Source organism: Aurantimonas manganoxydans SI85-9A1, from assembly GCF_000153465.1.
Lineage (GTDB): Bacteria > Pseudomonadota > Alphaproteobacteria > Rhizobiales > Rhizobiaceae > Aurantimonas > Aurantimonas manganoxydans.
The window spans coordinates 2,406,990-2,422,222 of sequence record NZ_CH672387.1 but is presented as its reverse complement, the minus strand read 5'-3'; the positions used below and the strand labels follow the sequence as shown (position 1 = coordinate 2,422,222).

At 65.5% G+C, this 15,233-nt stretch carries 10 protein-coding genes; 4 read left to right on the top strand and 6 right to left on the bottom strand.

The window, feature by feature from the left end; genetic code table 11:
- Positions 1-4: 4 nt before the first annotated feature.
- The 3 genes from SI859A1_RS11480 to SI859A1_RS11470 form a co-directional block, all read right to left on the bottom strand.
- Positions 5-1,813 carry a CpsD/CapB family tyrosine-protein kinase gene (locus SI859A1_RS11480; protein WP_009209932.1) on the bottom strand — a complete coding sequence of 603 codons (1,809 nt, stop codon included), beginning with the start codon at positions 1,811-1,813 and terminating at the stop codon, positions 5-7.
- Positions 1,810-3,309: a hypothetical protein gene (locus tag SI859A1_RS11475; protein WP_009209931.1), complete on the bottom strand. Its 1,500-nt coding sequence runs from the start codon at positions 3,307-3,309 to the stop codon at positions 1,810-1,812. Before SI859A1_RS11475 ends, SI859A1_RS11480 begins: the two co-directional genes overlap by 4 nt.
- 129 nt (positions 3,310-3,438) lie before the next feature.
- Positions 3,439-4,146 carry a sugar transferase gene (locus SI859A1_RS11470; protein WP_009209930.1) on the bottom strand — a complete coding sequence of 236 codons (708 nt, stop codon included), beginning with the start codon at positions 4,144-4,146 and terminating at the stop codon, positions 3,439-3,441.
- 299 nt (positions 4,147-4,445) lie between these two features.
- Here SI859A1_RS11470 and SI859A1_RS11465 point away from each other — a divergent pair, with 299 nt between their 5' ends.
- From SI859A1_RS11465 to SI859A1_RS11450, 4 genes are all read left to right on the top strand, one after another.
- Positions 4,446-5,252: a Crp/Fnr family transcriptional regulator gene (locus tag SI859A1_RS11465; RefSeq protein WP_040325717.1), complete on the top strand. Its 807-nt coding sequence runs from the start codon at positions 4,446-4,448 to the stop codon at positions 5,250-5,252.
- A 296-nt stretch (positions 5,253-5,548) separates the two neighbouring features.
- Positions 5,549-6,700, top strand: a complete 1,152-nt coding sequence (locus tag SI859A1_RS11460; RefSeq protein WP_161600120.1) for a glycosyltransferase — start codon at positions 5,549-5,551, stop codon at positions 6,698-6,700.
- A complete protein-coding gene (locus SI859A1_RS11455) occupies positions 6,697-7,953 on the top strand; it encodes a polysaccharide pyruvyl transferase family protein (protein WP_009209927.1) in 1,257 nt (418 codons plus the stop codon). The genes SI859A1_RS11460 and SI859A1_RS11455 overlap by 4 nt, the downstream gene beginning before the upstream one ends.
- 4 nt (positions 7,954-7,957) lie before the next feature.
- Complete coding sequence (locus SI859A1_RS11450; protein ID WP_040325716.1) at positions 7,958-9,217, top strand: glycosyltransferase family 4 protein; 1,260 nt, start codon at positions 7,958-7,960, stop codon at positions 9,215-9,217.
- A 174-nt stretch (positions 9,218-9,391) separates the two neighbouring features.
- Here SI859A1_RS11450 and SI859A1_RS11445 read toward each other — a convergent pair whose 3' ends face one another.
- From SI859A1_RS11445 to SI859A1_RS21925, 3 genes are all read right to left on the bottom strand, one after another.
- On the bottom strand, positions 9,392-11,260 hold the full coding sequence (locus SI859A1_RS11445; RefSeq protein WP_244400979.1) for a hypothetical protein: 1,869 nt from the start codon (positions 11,258-11,260) through the stop codon (positions 9,392-9,394).
- A 224-nt stretch (positions 11,261-11,484) separates the two neighbouring features.
- Positions 11,485-12,579: a family 8 glycosyl hydrolase gene (locus SI859A1_RS11440; RefSeq protein WP_009209924.1), complete on the bottom strand. Its 1,095-nt coding sequence runs from the start codon at positions 12,577-12,579 to the stop codon at positions 11,485-11,487.
- Positions 12,576-15,113: a cellulose biosynthesis cyclic di-GMP-binding regulatory protein BcsB gene (locus SI859A1_RS21925; RefSeq protein WP_148233815.1), complete on the bottom strand. Its 2,538-nt coding sequence runs from the start codon at positions 15,111-15,113 to the stop codon at positions 12,576-12,578. Before SI859A1_RS21925 ends, SI859A1_RS11440 begins: the two co-directional genes overlap by 4 nt.
- Positions 15,114-15,233: the final 120 nt, after the last annotated feature.

Here is a 15,233-nt window from a genome sequence, read left to right as displayed (position 1 = left end):
GGGATCACCTCTGCTGCGATACGGACGGCGCCTGATTGACGACGATGCTGATGGGCTCGGTCCCGATTTCCTGAAGGGAATCGACGAGGGTCACGACGTGTTCGACCAGCGTCGTGCCGTAGCGGGTGACCAGCACCAGCGCGTCGAGATGGGGGGCGATGGACCGGGCATCAGCCGAATGGGCCATGGCCGGCAGGTCGACGATGATGAGATCGAACTGATCGCCCGCGTCGGAAAAGCGCCACGCCGTGCGCTGCGATGAGATCCGTGCGGCCGGCGTGACGTCGTCGGTGCGCCCGATCGGCAGAAACGACAAGGACGGGGTGACATCGCGCAGGGTCGCCGCTGTCTGGGCGGTTCCTTCCAGCAGGTCCGACAGCCCCGGCCCGTCCGGCGCGCCCAGCGTCTGGCTGAGGGTACGGCGCTCGCTGTCCGCGTCGATCAGCAAGGTGCGGGCACCCGACCGGGACCAGAGCCATGCCAGGTTGAACGCGATGGTCGTGGCACCGACATCGGCGTCGGCCCCGACGAAGCCGATGATCCGGGCGTCGCGGCGGCGGCGAAGCCCGTCGAGGCTGGCGCGCAGTTCGTCCATGTCGTTGCGAAAGAAGCGGCTCTTGATGCGGGCGGTCTTGCTGTCGTCGCACAGGGTCGGGAAAGGCAGGCTGCGGCGCCGAAGCAGTGTGCGGCGGCGTAGGCGCCGGACCGTGCTGACGCTGTAGATGCCCGTGCTGTTGCGCACGCGATCGGCGGAAGTGATCTCGCGCTTGACGACACGGCGCACGATGGCCCCGGCGGTTCCCGCTCCGGCTCCCAGCACCAGCGCGAGGGCGACGATGAGGCCGCTGCGCGGATGGCTCTTGCCGATCGGCACGGTGGCTTCCGAAAGGACCGTCGCGTCGGACAGGGGGTTGGAGACCTGCTGACGGGTCTCGGCCGCCCTCTGGAGATAGGTCTTGTAGAGCTCCCGGGTGGTGTCGGCGACCGCTTCGAGCTCGGCGAGCTTGTACTGATCGGTCGGCGCGCCGGACGAGCGGAAGTCGCCAACCGCGCGCTCCGCTTCGAAAACCTGCTGCTGGAGCGCCTTGACCTGCTCGGCCAGCCAGTTCGCCGACAGGCGTGCGGCCGACGACTTCATCGCGATGTTGTGGGCGATGAAGTTGGCGGCGAAGGCATTGGCGAGCGTCGCGGCCTTGACCGGATCGACCGAGGTCACGGCGATCTCGATGACCGGCGACTGGCCGACGCGGCGCACCCAGATCTGCTTTCTCAGGGCGGCCATGACGCGATCCTGGGGCCGCACCCCGCTCAGTGCTTCGGCGGTATCGTCCCCGGCACTGGCCGGCGCCTTCGCGGCTGGGGGTGGCGTGGCGGGTTGGGTCGGGTCGTTTGTCGCCATCGCCAGGAGATCACGAAGGCTCCCGACGATCGAGACGCTGGTATCGGAGAATTCCGGGTCTTCCAGCAGGTTTTGCTGGCTGATCACCGCGGCCAGGACATTGTTGGACTGGGCGACCTCGATCTGACCTTCCATCATGGCCTGCTCGGCGATCGAGGAAGCGCCCTCAGGACCGCGTGTCTGGCCGAGATTGAGCATGAGCTGGGTGGTGCTCGAATAGGTCGGCGGCGTGGTCAGTGCGTAGGTCGCGGCGGCACCCCCGAACAGCGCGGCCATGCCGAGGATCGGAAGCCAGCTGCCGATCAGGAATTCGAAAATCCTGCGCAGGTCGAGCGGACGCTCGCGCTCGGGATGGTGGGGCGTGAGCGGATAGCCGACCGGGATCGTGGCAAGGGGGCTGCGATGGGACGTCAAGACCGTGATCCTCCGAGCGGCGCCGGGGCGAGCGGCAGCCTTGTGACGAAACCCGCCGGGATGCGAAGGGCTTGGGCCGGGCCGCCGAACCATGTGGGCGCAAAGGGCAGGGCCGTCTCCTGCCGCGCGCTCGAGGCCTGGGTTGTCCCCGTTGCAAGGCCCGCCATCAGACAGAAGCCGATGCCCAGATCCACCGAACCGGCGGAGATCGACGCGGCGGTGATCTGGGCGAAACAGGCCGTCAGTGCCGCGATCACGATCGGATCACTGTCGGCCTGCTTGGTGGTGGCGATGGCGAGGCGCAGCAGCGAGACGAAGAAGGTCAGGAAGAGAAGGGCGCCCGGAATGCCGACATTCGACAGGAGCGCCACGATGAAGCTCGACGTGCGGATGCTGCCGAGCCCGCCGCCCATGCCTGCGGTGTCGGCGAAGGAGGTCAGCGCCCGTTCGTTCCAGCGCATGCGCTCCACGCCCGACTGGCTTTCCAACTTGGTGACAACGGTTTCCTGGACCAGAGCGGAGACGGTGTCGCGCACTTCCGGCAGCAGCGTCGAACCTGCGACGATGACCGGCACGACCACGACGAAGGCCAGGATGTAGAGGAGGTGGCGGGGGCCGGCGCGCCGCCGGACCACTGCCGCCACGCAATAGCCTAGGACGCCCAGCGACAGGACTGCCGTTGCGGCATAGGCCGTACTCGACGTTGCCAGAAGGATCGTCGCCAGGAGGGTGACGGCGAGCGGCCCGACGAAGCGCGAACGATCGCCCTCCAACCAGAGCATCAGAGAAAAGCCGTAGAAGGCGAGCGCGACGTAACCATAGGCGCCAGCCTCGCTGAACGAGCCGACGATCCTCTTGAAGCCGTTGATCTCGCCATCCTCCAGCATGCGGTAGTTCGCGTTCCGGATGACGTCCATCAGCGCCTGCGTACCGGTGGCGTAGGTGGCAAGGTCGAGGAAGGCGAAGCCGACGCAGACCACGCCGGTGGCAATGATCGCCTTGGCCAGCGCTGTCGCGCGGCCGAGCCGGGCATAGGCGAAGGCGGCGGCAAAACAGACGAGGTCGCCGAGGAGATAGACGGCTTGGGTGAGGTTCGTGGCCGTCGGCTTCAGCGGGGTGGCGAGGATGTAGTGGAGATCGTTGCCGCGGGCGAGCGAGTAGGTCACGGTCGACCCGGCGAAGATGCGCGGCAGGAACATCGCCGTGACGACGCCGTAGACGACGAAGAGAGCGAACCAGAAGCCGGGACCCGGGTAGTGGAGGGCCGAGAACGCGATACCGAAGGTCTTCGGACGCAGCGCCAATGCGGCGCAGAGGAAGGCCAGCAACAGATGTGCCGGCTGGATGCTGGCGCCACCGAGCGCAGGCAGGATCAGGGCTGCCGACGCGCCGAGCAGACTGAACGATGACAGGGCCGCAAGCCCGAATCCAAGACCCCGATGCACCGTCAGGGCGCCGGCAATCAAGACTATCAGGCCAATCAACTCGACTTGCATCGGTGCTCCGTCATGGCGTTGCGGGAGCGTGCGGATCGTTCGCAGGGCCCGGGTCGCCGGATGAGAAGGGTTGGGTAGCGTTGTCGTGGATCTGCGGCCCGGAAGCCGCGGGATCGGGGTCTGGGCGGCTCAGTAGGAGCCGCGCTGGGAGAACAGGGCCGGGACGGTCTTCAAAATGATTTCCGTGTCGGCGACCAGGGAAAACCGGGAGAGGTAGTCGGCGTCGAGCCGAACCCGCTGGTCGTAGGTCGTGTCGCTGCGGCCGCTGACCTGCCACAGGCCGGTCAGGCCCGGCCGGGCCGAAAGATACAGACCAACGAGCGCCCCGTATTTTGTCAGCTCGTCGGCGACCACCGGACGGGGCCCGACCAGGCTCATCTCGCCCCGCAGGACATTGATGAGCTGCGGCAACTCATCAATGCTCGATCTGCGCAGCAGCGTTCCGATCGCGGTAATCCTCGGGTCGTTCTTGAGCTTCCGGGTAGCGTTCCACTCTTCCACGACCTCCGGGTCGGACCGCAGGTGCTCGGCAAGGCGCTCGGCGGCATCGATCCGCATCGTGCGAAACTTCAGGCAGCCGAAGGAGCCGCCGCGAAACCCCACTCGCTCGTGCGAGAATAAGACGGGACCCTGATCCGACAGTTTCACTGCAATCGCGGCGAGCAGGAAGAGCGGCGCCAGCAGGATCAGCCCGACCAGCGCCAGAGTGAAATCGATGACGCGCTTGGCCCGCCCTCCGTAAGGTTCGGTGCTGCTGACGTTGCGTTGTGATGCGGAGGCGTCGGAAAAGCTGGCCGTGTTCGTGAGCAGAGAGGCGTGCGACGGGTCGGACGGCATGAGACCTCCAGACGACGAATGTGCGATGCACAATTCCGTTAACGCTTTGATAAGGGGACCTAACGGCAGGTCAGGTCAGGAAGTCTGTGACCGAGGTCATAGGAGCGTAAAAAAAATCGTGATATCTCTAAATAAAACGGTACCAGATAAACGATGCATAGTGTGTTTGTGCGCTGCATAATGAAGCATATTAGAAATAAACGCAACGATGGGTTGTGATCGATGGACGCACTGTACATTCGAAAGTGTCTTTCCGAGCACTATATTCTGATTTGCGGTTATTCGGAAGGTGCGCTGAAATGACAACTGAGAAAAAGAGGTGCAACAGCGTAGAGTATCTGAGAAGCGTCCCGTTTCTCGCAAATATAGAAGACGGTGCGACCGAGCACTTCGCGAATCTTTCTACCGTCCGAGTATTTTCCAAGGGGGCGGTGATCAGCTCCTCCGAGCATTCGTCGGGGGGGATCGCGATTGTGATCGAAGGAACAGCCTACGCGACTTCGTATCTCGCTGATGGGCGCGTGTTCATCATCGATGTCTTGTCGAAGGGCTCGCTCTTCGGATGGAATAACCTGTCCGAGACAAGGGCCGTTGCGATGGAAATGGTCGCCAAGACCCGGTGCACGGCGTTGCTGATCGATCGGCGAACATTGCTTGAGGCTATGGAAGTCTGGCCGAAATTTCGCCAGGCCATGTGGACGGAGGCGCTCGCAAAGATCGCCAATCTGAAGATCAAGGTCGTCTGCGGTGCCACGCCGAGCCTGCCTGCGCGTCTGGCATCCTGCCTGTTGCGCCTGTTGGCGCAATCCGAAGAGCGCGACGGCGAGACCGGTGACACGGTGACGATCTCCCAGCATGACCTCGCCTGCATGCTGCCGGCCTCCCGTGAGAAGGTGAACCGCTGCCTTCACAACTGGGAGGAGAAGAATCTGATCGAACTCGGAATGGGAGCCATCACGGTTCTCAGGCCGGATGTCTTGGCGTCCTTCGCATTCTGCGATCCCGTGCCCCGTGGGGCTGATCCTGCAACCTCGCCAAATCACCAGAGCGGCTCCCCGCCCTTCGAGTGTCGAAACGGCAGCGGCGGTGAAGCGTGGACAGGGTGAGAGCGGCAACTGCCGCCTCGCTGGGCGGTATGGTCATCCTTCGCAGCATGTCGGTCCGTCCCACGGCCCCACCCGTCCGGAAGGTGCATGCGCCATGATTCGGAGCGGCCACGATGGAGGGTGAGGTGCTGCGGGACGAGGACCGACCGTGCAGCCCGGTCGCGGATCTCCAAGATGGCGCAGCCTGTGGGGCGGGTGCACGTCCGGACATCGAGCGGGTCGTCATCCTCAACGACGTATCCATAGCCAGGGGAGGCGCGACCGATCTCGCCCTCCTTTCTGCCAAGATGATCCGGATGCGCGGCATTCCCGTCGTCTATCTCTCGGGCGGCGAGACCGATCACGGCGAACTGGCCGGGTGCGGCGTGGACCTGGTCGCGATGGGGGAGGCCCATATTCTCGACCGGGGCCTGGGCGCGGCGGTGAGCGGCATCCACAATCGCTCGGTCGCAACGTTCGTCGCGGACTGGATCCGGGCCAACGACACACCGGCGACCGTCTATCATGTCCATGGTTGGTCGAAGATCCTCTCGCCAACGCTGTTTCGTGTGCTGTCCGTGGTGTCCAGGCGCCTGGTCGTTCATGCCCACGACTTCTTCCTCGCATGCCCGAATGGCGCGTATCATGACTATCAGGCCGGCAAGGTCTGCGAGCGCAAGCCCCTTGGCCTGTCGTGCATGCGGACCCATTGTGACAAGCGGAGCTACGCTCAGAAACTCTGGCGCAGCGCTCGGTCGCTGTCCCTCGCATCGAGCCTACCCAGGCACGGCTCGCATCGGATCCTGATGCTGCATGAAGGCATGCAGCCCTTTCTGGAGCGGGCCGGCTATCCGGGGAGCGCGCTGCATACGGTGCGGAATCCGGTCCGGCCCTTCACCTCGCAGCGGGTCCGAGCGGAGGCGAACACGGCGTTTCTGTTCGTCGGCCGGCTGGTGCCGGAAAAGGGCATCGAGGCGTTCCTCGCCGCGGCCGACGCTTTGAACCATGCCGCAATCGTCGTCGGCGACGGGCCGCTGCGCGAGACGCTGGAACAGCGCCATCCATCGGCAAAATTCACCGGCTGGCTTGCGCGCGAGGATATCGTGGCCATGGCAGCGAGCGCACGGGCACTGGTCATGCCGACGCAATATGCCGAACCCTTCGGCCTGGTGACCGCCGAGGCCTCGTTCAGTGGTCTTCCCGTCATCCTGTCCGATCGCGCATTGCTTGCGGCCGATGTGGACGCGGCCGGGATCGGCCTTTCCTATCCCGGCGACGATCCCTCGGCTCTGGAAGAGGCGATGGCAGGGTTCGCGGCCATGTCCGACGCAGAGACGAAGGCGATGAGCCTGCGGGCCTTCGCACGGGCGGGGCGTATTGCCCAGACGCCGGAGGCCTGGTGCGAGGCCCTTCTGGGACATTACCGCGACGTCCTTGCGACGACGGCGGCGGACGGGCTGCGGCCATGACACTGAACGCCCTCGACGATCACACGCTGCCGTTTTCCTGCGCCACGGTTACACGCAAAGGCGCCGCGTCGGTCGCGGGTCGGAGCATCCGCCTGTTCAATGTCAAATACAGCCCGAATCTCGGCGACGGCGTCCTGTCGGAATGCCTGGAGGAAGCCTTGGCACGAAGGCTCGGCGCCGCCGATGTCGCGTCGATCGACCTGGCCGGGCGAGAGGCCTATGGCGGATCGGGCGCCGGGCGTCATCTGGCCTTGTCCGTTCTGAACAACCTCCCGCAGCCGGTCCGCCGGACCGCTGTCCGTCTGCCACTGGCGCTGCAGTCGCGGCGCAAATGGCGACCGCACTACAAGACCGGGCTAAAGGCCTGCGATGCGGTGGTGATCGGCGGCGGCAATCTTCTCGCCGATCTCGACCTCAACTTTCCCACGAAACTCGCCTTGGCGCTGGACGAGGCGGCCCGCCGCGATCTGCCCGTCGCCTTCTACGGCGTCGGCTGCGCAGCCCGCTGGTCGGACACCGGCCGGCATATGCTGGCGAGAGTGCTGGCGCGTACCGATCTGAAGGCAGTGTTCGTGCGCGACGACGCTTCGAGGATCAACTGGAACCGGCTGTTCGGTCATGCCCTGCATGTTCTCGCCGAACTGGTCCGCGATCCGGGTCTTCTCGCCAGCGAGACATATCGTGCCGCGCGGCCCATATCCGTCGGGCGCCGGGTGGGTCTCGGCATCATGAGCGACACGGCGGTGCGCTACCATTCCGATGTGGTGCTACGGCCCGGCGAACTGGCCGACTGGTACGTCGCCGCCGCCTCTGCCCTGTGTCAGGACGGCGCCAGTGTCGTCGCCTTTACCAATGGCAGCCCCGAGGACAAGGCAATGCTGGCGGCGATCGCCGAGCGCCTCGAAGCGGCCGCACCATCGGTCGCTTTCGTCGAGCCGCGCACGCCGGCCGAACTCTGCGAGACCATCGCCGGGCTCGACCGGCTGATCGCCTTCCGGATGCACGCGATCATCGTCGCCTATTCCTACGGGGTACCGGCCCTGGCGCTGCACTGGGATCCGAAGCTCGACGCGTTCATGGCGTCGGTCGGACTGTCGGAACAGGTTGTGGCTATCGGGAATGCTGCTCCGTCCGGAATTCCGCGCCGTCTCGACGCAGCGGCGGCGGTGTTTCCCTCGGAACGGCGTCGAGAGCGCATCCTCGCTGAAACGCGCGCCGGCATCGGACGGCTTGCCGCCGCTCTGGAGGTATAAGGCCATGAATGTTCGCGCGTCTCCGCCGGTGCAACCGGCAGCACCTCCTCTTTCCGCTGGGCGGATTCCCAGCCCGCGGATCGCCCGCCGCGATCGTCCGGCTAGGGTCGCGATCATTCATTACTGGCTCGTCGGCATGCGTGGCGGGGAGAAGGTGGTCGAAAACCTCTGCGAGATGTTTCCCGAGGCCGACATCTTCACGCTGGTTTGCGATCGCGAGAAGCTATCCCCGATGCTGCGCGAACGCCGGATCGTGACATCCTTTCTCCAGCGCATCCCGGGAGCGAGGCGCCACTACCAGAAGCTGCTTCCGCTGATGCCTTTCGCGATCGAGGAGTTCGATCTGCAGGAATACGATCTGGTGATCTCCAGCGAATCGGGACCCGCCAAGGGTGTTGTGACCCGGCCGGATGCACTGCATCTGTGCTACTGCCATTCGCCGATGCGCTATATCTGGGACCACTATCACGTCTACCGAAACAACCTGAACGCTGCCGGGCGGCTGGCCATGTCGGTGACCTCGCCGATGTTGCGGATGTGGGACGTCACCACATCTGCACGGGTCGACCATTTCATCGCCAACTCCGCCCATGTCGCGCGACGCATCTCCCGTTACTACAACCGGCCGGCTGCAGTGGTGCATCCCCCCGTCGCCGTGGACGATTTCGCCATCGGCGAGGAGCGCGGCGACTTCTATCTCTATGCAGGCCAGCTGACGCACTACAAGCGCGTCGATCTGGCGGTGGAGGCCTGCACCCGTGCCCGCAAGCCTCTCGTGATCATCGGCGAGGGTGAGGCGACGAAGCAGCTGAAGGCGATCGCCGGGCCGACGGTGTGGTTTCTCGGCTTCCAGCCCTTTGATGTCCTCAAGGATCATCTGTCGCGCTGCCGGGCGCTGCTGTTTCCCGGAGAGGAGGATTTCGGGATCCTGCCGGTCGAGGCGATGGCCTGCGGACGTCCGGTGATCGCCTACGCCTCCGGCGGCGCGCTGGAAACCGTGATCGACGATACCGTCGGGGTCCATTTCCAGGATCAGACCGTCGAGGCGGTGCTCGATGCCATCGGCGAGTTCGAGGCGCGGGAAGATACGTTCGAGCCCACGGTGATCAGGGCTCACGCTGAACAATTCTCCAGCAGCCGCTTCCGCCGCTCCATCGCAAGTGTGGTGGCCGAGAGCTGGCGCGAGGCGGGGCTGGGGCCCGAATCCCTGAACGCCGCGCTTGGTGCCCCGTACCGCACCGATTCCATGCTGCATCGCGCCTGAACCGGGACGAGCCCAGGTACTCCAGGTTGTCGTGCATCTCGTTCAGGCCGAGCGCGGGCTCTCGCGACCAACCCGGTGCGTCGGTCAAGACTCGTCGGCCTTATACCGACATACGGATCGCGTGGCTGTCGGTGGATATGGGCCGTTGGCGGAAAATGAGCGGTCCCCGACGATCTAGCATTTGAACCGGACCTTGCAGTTGTTCTGGTCCTCCGGCCACATTCCGTATTTCGAGTTCGCAACCGCACCAATGCCGAAGCGGGTGTCCCGTGTGGAGCGCTTCTTGTCCTGGTTCCGGAAGATGCGGTCGGCCTCGTCCCAGCGCCGGAGCTTGATGTTGACCCAGCCCTTCAGCACCTCGGCGCCGTAGGACTTGCCGCTTCGTGCCTCTCGCTTGTTGAGGGTCGCCAAGGCGCCATTGTAGTCGCCTGCCTGGAACTGCTGGTTGGCCTGCCGCATCAGCTTGTCGCCGCCGCCAGACCGTGCCCGCCGCGTTCCGCGCGAAGGGGGCGCAGCAGACCTGCCCGGCCGGTACGACACGACGCGGGCGGGAGGGGCGTATTCCTCGATCTCGGCGAGCGTGGCGAACTCGTCGCCGTACCGGGCTTTGATCTGCTTCAGACCGGCGTTGTTCTTGGTCCGGCTGGCCACGACCGCGAGGCCCAGAACGCCCTCTTCGGTGACGTCCCAATCCACCGACTTCTCGAACCAGGTTCCGGCCTCGTGGATCTTCTCGTCTTCCAGAAGATGCCAGCCCAGCGTCTGGGCGCCGAGGGCCGAACGTGTATCCTCGACCACGGTCTGGAAGCGACCGAGATCGGCAACGGACAGATCCGCTGCGACTGCTGGATCGTTCATCCTGTCGGCCACCAGCTCGACATAGATCTTCGCCAGTTCGGGCGAGTCCTCGTACTCGCGATAGGCCAGATCTTCGGCCGTATCGAGTTCGTCCAGATTGCGGAGCGAGAGGACATAGCCCTCCAGATGCTTCGGGTTGGGCTTGATGTCTGAGGCGAGACTGAACCACTCCTTGGCCATGTCAAACCGCTGGAGATTGTAATGGTACCAGCCCAGGAGGCTGGCATCCTCGGCCGACAGAGTCGCCTTGGCGAAACGCTCGTAGGCCTGAAGGTCGTTCGCGGAGACGCGCGAGCGTTTCTGTCCGGCGGCGATCGCTTCGCCGATCTGGGCACGCAGCTTCTGGAAGCGAATGCCGTCGAACTCGCGCGATCCGTTCGCCAAGGTTCCGCCGAAGGTGATCAGGGCGTCGACGCCCTTCTGCGGCAACAGCAGGGCCGCCTTCTGCATCGTGGCGAGGCGTTCGCCGGGATTGTCGCATGTGGTCAGAACGTAGCCGTAGAGATCGAAGGCACGAGCCAGATCGCCGGATCGGGCGAAGGCTTCCCCGACCTGCCACAGAACATCCATTTCCGCACAAACCAGAAGCGACGGACGCTCCCGGGCGGCAGCGAGCGACGATGACCAGTCACCGGCCTCGAAAGCTGTCTTGATCCGTTGGCGGGCATCGGCATCGTCGAGCTTGGTCGCCAGATCCGCCGACGGTCGATAGGTCGGATGCTGCGCCTGGTAGGTCGCGATCCTGCTACGCACCTCAGCGAAGCGGCCGGCCGCGAACAGGTCCCAGAGCGGCTGTTCGTCGACATCGCTCTTGGGAGCGAACAAATCGGCGGGAGGGGTCCAGGCCGGATACAGTGTCTTCAGGCGTCGGATCTCGGCGCCGACCCGCTCGAGGTTGCGCTGCTCCGCATAGTAGCGCAGCGCACTCTCGTCGATCCCGCTCCTGTCGCCCGATCCGGTCTGGGCGTCGACGCCGCCGTCGATGGAGAAAGCCGGACGGTTCCGATGCGTCGCATCGGCGGGGGCGCCAGTGGTCGCTGCCGGGGGCACGACGAATGGATTTGGGGCGACGGCCACGGCTGCCGGCGCCGTGACCGGGGCAGGGATGGCGAACGGATTGGCAGCAGCCGTGCCGCCGGTCTGTGCGACGCCGGTCGGCGCGAGGCCGGCTGGAGCAGGGGCCATCGCACCGGCGTCAATCTGCGGATAAAAGGTTCGCAGGATCTCGCCACTGCGGCTCGATACGGGAGGCGCAGCATTCTCATCGGGAGCAGATGCGCCTGGTGCGGCGGCCCCCGTAGACAGTCCGAACGACAGGCTCCCGGGAGTCGCGGAATCGGATTCGGCCGACACGGGGGCGACCAGCATGGCGGTGAGAAAGGCGACGGACGCAAGTCCGCGGGATCTCGTCAGAAGCATTCGGAATACCTTTCTGAGAGGGCCATCAGGCTGAGAATGTGGAGCGTGCTGGCATAATAGGTTGACGGCTCGAACGCTTTCGCGCGACGCGCCGAATTGCTCTGGCCCAGGCTGCACGCGATGACGTCGAGGATTGCGTCGTAGCCCGGCGAGACCATCGGCTCGATCGGCGTCCCGGTGGTTACGTCAAGCACCGCCAGACCGCTGCGGCCTTCGTCGCCCCAGGCACGCTGAAGGCTTTCGAGCAGTTGCGGTTCGGTGTTCGTCTGCCAGGCGATGTAGAGCGGGATCCGGACGGCGTTGTAGCCAAAGGTCGGAGCGAAGGCGGTGGCCGGATGCGGAACCTCATCGCCAATCCCCGTCCAGTCGGACGGGATCTTCTCGGGTCTGGCGTCGATCGCATGCAGCAACGCGAAGCCGCTCGCTGCGAGGTTCAGCGCCTTGAATTCGGGCATTGCCTCTCCGAGCTCCGAGATTGCGGGGAAGACCCAGTAGGACATGTTGACGACCGGCCCGTCGGCGCTGTCCTCGACGGTGAACCCCTGGACACCAGGCAGCAGAACCGTGCCGTAGCGACTGTCGGTCGTGGCAAGCGCCACCACGTCGCCCACGATGGCGCGGGCCTCGCGCAGATGATCTCTGACGCCCCAGAGCTTCCAGGCCCGCAGCAGCGCCCAAGCAATCAGGATGTCCCCGTCCGTGGCGTTGTTAGGGTCGGTGACGTGGGGCGAGGCGGCCGGATCCCATTTCCACGCCGCCAGATTATCGTCCCGCACCATGAGTTCGCGTTCGGTCCAGTCCCACAGGGCATCGAAGCTCTGGCGATCGCCCGCGGAAACGGCGATCAGCATGCCGTAGCCCTGGCCTTCGCTATGGCTGATCGAGCCGTTTTCACGGTCGATGATCCGCCCTTCGGCGGACATGAAGAGGCTACGATAGAGCTGCCACGACCCGACTATATAGTCGGCCGGCAGGACCTCGGGTGCGGCAGACGTCGCCGTGACGGGGGTGGCGTGCGCGGCCGGAGGATACGTCATGGCGGGGACCAGCGACGCCAGGGCACAGAGTGTGAGGATCGATCTCATCGGTCGCGGTTTCCGACCTGCGACAGGAACAGGCGCGTTGAGATGCCGAGCATCAGGGCCAGAAGGATCAGCGTCAGCACATATGCCTGCAGATGGCGAGACAGCCAGCCGGCGAAGACGAGCCGCAGGTTGCCGAAGGATCGCGGTTGCGTCTCGTAGAGGCGCTCCTCGCTGGCATCGTGGGAGACCACCTGGCCGTCATCGTGAAGCACCGTGACGGCGCCACCGAGCTGCGCCCAGTTTGCTGCGGCAGCCATTGTCTGGACGCCGGCCGTCAGTGTAGCGGCATCCGCTGCCGCGACGACCGTCCAGGCATAGGGGCGATCACCGGGCGTGGCGGCCTGCGCCATGACCAGCCTGCTGGCTGGTTCCGGCACGTGACCTCCGCCGTTGGTGAAGGCGTCGTTCCCGTCCAGGCCGAGAAAGTTCGATGCCTGCGCACTGACGAGACCACTGACCCAGCCGCCGAGTTCCTCGATGCGGGACGCGATGTCGGTGGGGGCAGCGAAGGCATCCGCAAAGGAGGCGATCCGGATGTTGCCGAGCCCTGCTTCGCCCGCTTCCTCCTGCGACAGGGACGCCTGCGTGTCGTCCGTCTCCGCCTCCGCTCCGAGCCTCGACGGGACAGCCAGCCCGACCTGATCCAGTAGAGCAGGCGGGAGATCGGCATAGGTGCCGACGGCCAGCAGATCACCCGAGGCGACCATCGGTACGTCGCGCGAGACCTTCACCGGCTGGACGCTTCCGGACGAGGCGGCGATCTGCGCCAGAAGAGTTGCCGCCCCGTCCAGGCCGGGCGCGTTCAGGCCGGTGGAATAGATCGTCAGCGTCTCGCTCTCGTCGCCGGCTACGCTTCGTCCTGCCGACATGGCCGCCATATCGGGCAGGTGCCCCATCTGCGCGACGCGCGGCAGATGCAGGGCAGAGCCTGGGCCGATGACGAAGCGCGCTGGCATATCGCTGATCGATGCGATGGGTTCGCAGGTTTCGTCGCTGCCGCTCAGGAGCGTCGCCTCAAAGGTGACGCGATTGTGCCCCGGTCGGAGTGCGCTCAGCGGCACCTTCAACGTCTGCTGTTCGATGCGTCCCTGTCTGGTCGAACTCAGGGGCAGCGAGGACACCTGCCGACCGTTTGCCCGGACGATGAGCGTGGCGTCCTCCGACAAGCCCGCAGCATAGGCGGCATCGAGTGTGATGTGTGCCGCGTCGTAGTCTGCAGCGTAGAAGTCGCTGGGCAGGCCGAAGGCAATTTCGGAGCGGTAGGCCCGGCCGGCGAATTCCCGCGTGTCGAGCCCCAGGTCGACAAGAGGGATGGATGTCTCGGACGAGACAGTCTGGCCCTGGGGAATGGACAGCGACCTCAGGCCCGCTGCCGTTCCCATCGGAGCGTTCGACCGTGCCTCCTCGACGAGCGCGGCGATTGTCCTGTCAATGTCACCTGTGATCTGCGAGCCGACGAGCAGGGTCGCCCTGCCGCCCGCCTCGGGAGCGATCAGGGATACGTCCGGGGCGACCTGAACGGCGGGACGCGTCGAAGCCGGCCGCACGCCACCCGGCGGTGTGCCGATGATGATGTCGAGGCCGGGGCCGCTCCCGGCGCTGCCGGAAACGGTGACGGCGGGACGATCGATGCCAGCCAGGAGTACGGTAGCCTGAAGGACGCTCATCGCGCGGTCGAGATCGGCCGTCCGGCCGGCACTCGGCACGAGATTGATCGCCATCCGATCCGTCCCGATACGGGCGATCGCCGGCAGGTCGGCGAGCGAGGAGAGCTCTACATAGGGGGTTCCGAAGTCGAGGCCGCTGAGCGACGGGGCAATCCGGGTCCACAATTCGTAGGTTCCCTCGATCGAACAGTCCACGCGATGGTGCTGGTCGACCAGGATGCGGATACCGTTATAGCCGGGCTGCAGGACGCCCGCCGGAATGGCGACCGACAATTCGCCGCTGCGACCGAGCTGTGTTTCACCGACTGGCAGGTCGTTGATGAAGACGGCCATCCGCGATGTCTCGGGCATGATCGAGACGGCGCTCTGGTAGGACAGGACGAGTTGCGCCGCCTGGGCGGTTTCCGCTGCCGTGACGTAGAACGGGTAGGCCCGTTCCACACGCTCGCCGGCGAAGGCCAGTTCGGCCGAACCTGCGTTGAACCTGCGCAGGGTCGCGGATGCGCCTGGATTGGCAGGAGCCGTTACCGCCGCGGGCGGGGCCGGGATGGCGGGCGCCGGAGCCGCGAAGGGGTTGGCAGGCTGGGCGGATGCCGCGAGCGGGGCGAGGCTGGCGACCGCCAGTATGGTGGTCGACAGGAGGGTCCTGGAGAAAATCATGATGGTGATACCTTCAGGCGTTGGCTGAGTTCGGCCGGGCAGCCGCCGGGGCCGGTGCGGTGTCCGCCTCCAACGCCGGCTGCTTCGCATCGCGATCGAAGATGAGATGGTGGAACGCGCCCAGCGGGTAGGCGAGACTCCATCCGATGAAGGCAAGGCTTCCCCCCAGGATGCCGCGGCGGTTGCGACGGGCCAGACGGGCGGCACGGACCGGACCGAGATCGGCCAGCATCAGGTTGGCGATCAGCGGGTAGTGCGTGACGCCGGCGCGGAACCGTAGTCCCAGGCCCAGACCGTCCTCGCCGCCGCCGAAGCTTTTCACGGTCA

What these genes read in the sequence shown, in the direction of transcription:
- SI859A1_RS11455 (WP_009209927.1), top strand. Translation starts at nt 6,697, where the DNA reads ATGACACTGAACGCCCTCGACGATCACACGCTGCCGTTTTCCTGCGCC.
- SI859A1_RS11450 (WP_040325716.1), top strand. Translation starts at nt 7,958, where the DNA reads ATGAATGTTCGCGCGTCTCCGCCGGTGCAACCGGCAGCACCTCCTCTT.
- SI859A1_RS11470 (WP_009209930.1), bottom strand. Translation starts at nt 4,146, where the DNA reads ATGCCGTCCGACCCGTCGCACGCCTCTCTGCTCACGAACACGGCCAGC.
- SI859A1_RS11475 (WP_009209931.1), bottom strand. Translation starts at nt 3,309, where the DNA reads ATGCAAGTCGAGTTGATTGGCCTGATAGTCTTGATTGCCGGCGCCCTG.
- SI859A1_RS11445 (WP_244400979.1), bottom strand. Translation starts at nt 11,260, where the DNA reads ATGGCCCCTGCTCCAGCCGGCCTCGCGCCGACCGGCGTCGCACAGACC.
- SI859A1_RS11465 (WP_040325717.1), top strand. Translation starts at nt 4,446, where the DNA reads ATGACAACTGAGAAAAAGAGGTGCAACAGCGTAGAGTATCTGAGAAGC.
- SI859A1_RS11440 (WP_009209924.1), bottom strand. Translation starts at nt 12,579, where the DNA reads ATGAGATCGATCCTCACACTCTGTGCCCTGGCGTCGCTGGTCCCCGCC.
- SI859A1_RS11460 (WP_161600120.1), top strand. Translation starts at nt 5,549, where the DNA reads ATGCGCGGCATTCCCGTCGTCTATCTCTCGGGCGGCGAGACCGATCAC.